The organism is Lentzea sp. NPDC054927 (genome assembly GCF_053610285.1).
This window is the reverse complement of record NZ_JBSGXZ010000094.1, coordinates 1-4,713: the sequence shown is the minus strand read 5'-3', so window position 1 is coordinate 4,713 and position 4,713 is coordinate 1. Positions and strand designations below refer to the sequence as shown.

Annotated in this window: 6 protein-coding genes; all 6 read right to left on the bottom strand. The window is 68.7% G+C overall.

What is annotated here, in order from left to right:
* Positions 1 to 220: 220 nt before the first annotated feature.
* The 6 genes from ACWGE0_RS45580 to ACWGE0_RS45555 all read right to left on the bottom strand — a co-directional run bounded on the left by ACWGE0_RS45580 (position 221) and on the right by ACWGE0_RS45555 (position 4,441).
* Positions 221 to 1,159, bottom strand: coding sequence for a copper transporter (locus tag ACWGE0_RS45580; protein ID WP_319969298.1), 939 nt, complete (start codon positions 1,157 to 1,159; stop codon positions 221 to 223).
* The gene (steA, locus tag ACWGE0_RS45575) at positions 1,156 to 2,340 is read right to left on the bottom strand and encodes a putative cytokinetic ring protein SteA (protein WP_452267080.1); all 1,185 of its coding nucleotides are present in this window, start codon (positions 2,338 to 2,340) and stop codon (positions 1,156 to 1,158) included. The genes ACWGE0_RS45580 and steA overlap by 4 nt, the downstream gene beginning before the upstream one ends.
* A gap of 62 nt (positions 2,341 to 2,402) precedes the next feature.
* Positions 2,403 to 2,840 (bottom strand): hypothetical protein, encoded by a 438-nt coding sequence (locus ACWGE0_RS45570; RefSeq protein WP_452267079.1) that lies wholly within the window; start codon positions 2,838 to 2,840, stop codon positions 2,403 to 2,405.
* A complete protein-coding gene (locus ACWGE0_RS45565; protein WP_452267078.1) occupies positions 2,837 to 3,271 on the bottom strand; it encodes a hypothetical protein in 435 nt (144 codons plus the stop codon). The genes ACWGE0_RS45570 and ACWGE0_RS45565 overlap by 4 nt, the downstream gene beginning before the upstream one ends.
* Complete coding sequence (locus ACWGE0_RS45560; protein WP_452267077.1) at positions 3,268 to 3,870, bottom strand: hypothetical protein; 603 nt, start codon at positions 3,868 to 3,870, stop codon at positions 3,268 to 3,270. Before ACWGE0_RS45560 ends, ACWGE0_RS45565 begins: the two co-directional genes overlap by 4 nt.
* Entirely contained in the window at positions 3,863 to 4,441 is a 579-nt protein-coding gene (locus ACWGE0_RS45555; RefSeq protein WP_452267076.1) for a hypothetical protein, read from the bottom strand. The genes ACWGE0_RS45560 and ACWGE0_RS45555 overlap by 8 nt, the downstream gene beginning before the upstream one ends.
* Between the last annotated feature and the right edge of the window lie 272 nt (positions 4,442 to 4,713).

Sequence of the window (4,713 nt, the reverse complement as noted above, 5' to 3'; positions counted from 1 at the left end):
CGCCCTCGGAGGCCAGCCACCCATCACCCGGCTGACCAACCTCCCTGGACATCACAACTAGTGGTGTGGCGCGGAACGTTGCCAGGGGAATTCGCGGTCAGACGGGTGCATCGTGGTGCCGCCCCCACGTCCTCGTACTGGTTGTACGTGGGCGTGGGGGCGGTGCCGCGAGGCGCCCTGCTGAGCGTGGATTACCTCGCCAACGTTCCGGGTCACGCCACTAGCCGGCGGTTCCCGGCGACGACGCCTCCGCGTTGCCCGCCACGCCGTACCGGCCGGAGCGGCCCTCCAGCTGTTCGCGCAACGCCATCACCGAGACGACCTGGCCGGCCGGAGTGTCGGAGTTGTCCACCGTGGACAGGATCGACGTCGCGTTGGTGTCCGCGCGGACCACGCCGATCGCACCGGTGCCGTTCGCCGACCCGTTCGCTCCGGCCAGCACGACGCCCGCACCGGCCCGGTCGAGCTGGGTGGCGAAACGCGCGATGGTCGAGGCGCGGTCGGCGGCCGAGTCACCGATCGCGGCGCCGCCGGTCAGCACGATCGCGAGCTGCGCGGGCTTCACGCCAGAGGTCGCCTTCACGAACCCGGCGTTGGACAGCCCGGAGAGCGCGGAGGCCGCCTCGTCCGCGGTGGCCTGCGGCTCGTTGTTGGACGGGTTGAGCAGCAGCAACGTCCCGAACAGACCGCCCGCGCGCGTGCCGGGGTCAGCGGCGGTGGGCAGCTGCGAACCCGCGGGCTGCAGCCGTGCCACCAGGTCGCGCAGCTGGTCGCCGCGGGACGGGTCGGCGAACGCGTCGGTCAGCTGGATCTCACCGGTGACGGTGGCCCCGGCGGACTTCAGCAGACCCGACAGCGCGTCCCGATCGGACGGACGCGCGTCCGACGTGGTCACCAGCACGACCGTGCGTTCGGTGAGCCGGTCCTTGACCGCGAGCGGCCCGACCGACGCGGCGAACTTGTCCGCCTCGGTCAGCTTGGCGTTCAACGCGTTGCGGTCGTTCTGCAGGTCGTTCACCTGCTGTGCCAACGAGTTCTTCTCGTCGCTCAACCCGGACAACAGCCGCCCGCTGATCGCGGTCGACCCCAGCACGACACCGACCGCCAGCGCGAGGAACACGGCGGTGATCGAAACTATGTGGTAGCGCAGCGTGATCACGAGAAGAACCCCTTGAACCAGTTGACGACGGATTGCCAGCCGTCGACCACGATGTCGACGTAGACGTGACCGACGCCGGACACCGCGAGGGCCGCCGCCATGGCAGCGATCGCGGCGGTCACCAGCAGAACGATCACGCCCAACGAGACCCGGCTGCGGTGCAACGTCGCGACGGCCTCCCCGTCGACGAGCTTGCTGCCGAGCTTGAGCCGGGTGAGGAACGTGGAGGGGTTGGAACCGGAGTGCCCGCGGTCGAGAAACTCGCGCAGCGTCGCCCGCAGTCCCACCGTGACGACCAGCGACGCCCCGTGCGCCTCGGCCAGCAGCAACGCGAGGTCCTCCGCGTTGCCCGACGCGGGGAACGTCACCGCGCCGATGCCGAGGTCCTGGATCCGCTGCAGACCGGGCGCGTGACCGTCGGTCTGCGCGGGCACGACCACCTCTGCGGCCGCGCGCAGTGACGCGGTGCCGATGCCGTCGGGGTCGCCGACGATGATGTCCGGCTTGTACCCGGCGTCGTGCAGCGTGTCCGCGCCGGTGTCGACGCCGATCAGCACCGGCCGGTACTCGCGGATGTACTTGCGGAGCTTGCGCAGCTCCTCGGCGTGCGACGGCCCGCCCGCGACGACGAGCACCTGCCGGTCGCGCATCGGCACGTACACCTCGGGCACGCCGACCCCGTCGAGCACCAGCGCGCGTTCGCGGCGCAGGAACTCGATGGTGTTGGCGGAGAAGGCTTCCAGCTGCGCCGACATGCCGGCCTTCGCCTCGATCATGGCGTCGGCGATGCTTTCGGCGTTCTGCTCGATCCCCTTGGCCAGCTCGCGTTCCCCGGCGTACACGACACCTTCGTGCAGCCGGATCTTCACGCCTTCCTTGATCTCCCGCAGCGCGACGGCGCCGACGTTGTCGATCAGCGGAATGCCGGCCTCGATCAGCAGTTCCGGGCCGAGGTTGGGAAAGCGGCCGGAAATCGACGGCGAGGCGTTCACGACGCCGACCACCTCGGCCGAGACAAGTGCTTCCGCGGTGCGCCGGTCGAGGTCGACGAGGTCGAAAACGGCGACGTCACCGGGACTGACGCGCCGCACCAGGTCGCCCACGCGCCGATCAACCCGCGCGACGCCCGTGACACCGGGAAGTTCGTGGTTGGTGCGGCTCAGCAGCCCGGAAAGCTTCATGAGCCGATAGTGACTCACGGTGCGCACGCGACAGGTGAGGCACGCCGGGCATTTCTCGCTGGTCAGTCGTCGGGGTGAACTACTACGGCTCCAAACGCGAGAATTACCGCACCTATCAGCACCCAGATGCCGTTGCCGAAGCCCGCTTCCAGGCCCGGATCGATGGTGATGTTGCCCGCCTTGTGAAAGCTGATCGCGCTCAGCAAATACACGAACAGCATTCCGGTCACTCCGGCGAGCGCCGCCGCTCCGGCGAAAGCGACTTTCCGCCACCGGATGCCCGCGAGGATCACCGCGGCAGCCACGACGGCGGGGATGCCGAAGAGCGGTCCGTGCTCGTCCTTCGTGCCACCGAAGTGCGTGGCCCAGCCCGTGGTGACGTAGGCGGTCTGCGGCTGGTCCGGGGCCAGCCGGATCAGCAGTTCCGACAGCGGCAGGAACGTCGCCGCGACCGCCGCCGCAGCAGCTACCGCCAGAAGCGCCGCGCTGAGGAGCTTCATGCCACTGCCTCCCGCTGCACGGCAACGGCACCAACGAGGGCCGTCACCGTTCCGATCGCGAGGAACACGAGCCCGAACCCGATCGCAAAATCACCCTGCTGCTCGACCGCATGACCACGTTCCGACACCAGGAGCGCCGCAGTGATACCAACAGCACCCAGCTGCGCCGCGGCCCCGGCCAACGCGGCCCGGCTGATCCAGATCCCCGCGACCAGCAACGCGGCCGTGACCGCGACCGGCAGTCCGTACCAGGGCGAGAGATCACCCGCGGGCCAGTCACCCGGCTTGTTCACGACCTCCGTGCCCCACGCCCGGACCACGACCTCGACCCCACCGGCATACGCCGTCGAGTACCACGGCAACACCATCGCCGTAGCGGTCAGCACCACTCCGGCCGCGATCAGCGCCACCGCCGTCGGTCTTCCGATCACCGCGTCTCCTGCTGCTCGTCGCTGGGAATGGCGATCCCGAACGGCGGCGTGTCGTCATCGCTGTCCAGCTGATGCACAACCACCGCGTCCTCATCGACGAGTTCTTCCTCAGGCTGCTGCTTCCGCTGCGCCAGCACCGCACCCACAAGCCCGACGACCGCCGCCACCACCAAGAGGTACATGCCGCCGAGGAAACTCAGCTCGGGCCGCTGCCCGTCCTCCACGGGCCAGGACTCCATGACGGCTTCCTCCCGCAGCACCTGAAGCACGTACAGGACCACGGTCCCGGCCAGGCCACCGGCGAAGCCCATCGCCACAAGCCCCCCGACGTACGCCGTCCGCGCCCTGCCCAACAGCACCGCGGCGACCACCATCGCCACAGCCGCAACGAGCACCGGCCACCCAGCAGCGTTGTACGGACTGTCCGGCCCCCCAGAAGGCGGTTCCGCCGTCACGATCCACAACGTGGTGGTGAACGTCTGCTGAGGCGCGCCATACCCGGGATACAGGGTCCGGTAGGTACCGGAAAAACTCCCCACCACCGCCAGCCCGGCCCCCAGCACCAGCAGAACCGGCGCGACCTTCCGACGATCAATCACTCTTCGGCTCCACCACAACCGGAAACCCATAAGGCGGCGTATCACTGTCGTCCGCCTCAACCTGATGAATCACCGCACCCTCCCCCTCCGGCTCCGGCACACGCCGCGGCAACTCCTGATGCAACACGGCCGACACCACAGCCACCCCAGCCGAAACCACCAGCAAGGTGATCCCGGCCCCTTGCTCCACATCAAACGGCACCGGCGCCTCAAGCAGCGCAAGCTTCTTCACAACCTCTTGCACACTGCCAACAGCAGACCAGGCCACCCCAGCCAACATCCCAGCGCCAAGCAACGACCCCACCCGCGCCGCAGGCACCCGAAACGCCAGCACCGCAGACAACGCCATCACCACCGCCGCCCCCACAGCAGCCTCGCCATACTCAATCGGCCCGAGCAACAGGGCCCCACGAAAATCATCCCGCTCAACCACCCAAGAAGTGGCCTCGAACCGCAACGTCCGCCCCTGCAACTCAGCCTGCACGGCATAAGCAGCCAAAAACGACGCCGCCACCGCCAACCCAGCCGCGACGAACACCAGCACCGCCCCGAACACCCGGCGCGTGGTCACAGATCCGGTCCACCTTCCACCGCACCACCGTGTGCGTCCGCTGACCGGTACTCGGCCACCCCCACATCATGCCGAACCGAGCCACAAACAGCGCCCCAACATCCGCGAAGCCGCAGGCAAGCCGCGACGGCGAAGCCGAGCCACCAAGGCGACGGCGAAGCCGAGCTGCTTGAAACAGCGCTCCGGGCGGGTCCCCGTCACGAGTCGTGCCTCAGCACTCGCTGCAACCAGGCAGGGGTGTCAACTCGACACGCTTTTCGTCGAGTCGACAC

Coding starts and splice junctions, on each gene's coding strand:
- steA (WP_452267080.1), bottom strand. CDS start 2,340: ATGAAGCTTTCCGGGCTGCTGAGCCGCACCAACCACGAACTTCCCGGT.
- ACWGE0_RS45570 (WP_452267079.1), bottom strand. CDS start 2,840: ATGAAGCTCCTCAGCGCGGCGCTTCTGGCGGTAGCTGCTGCGGCGGCG.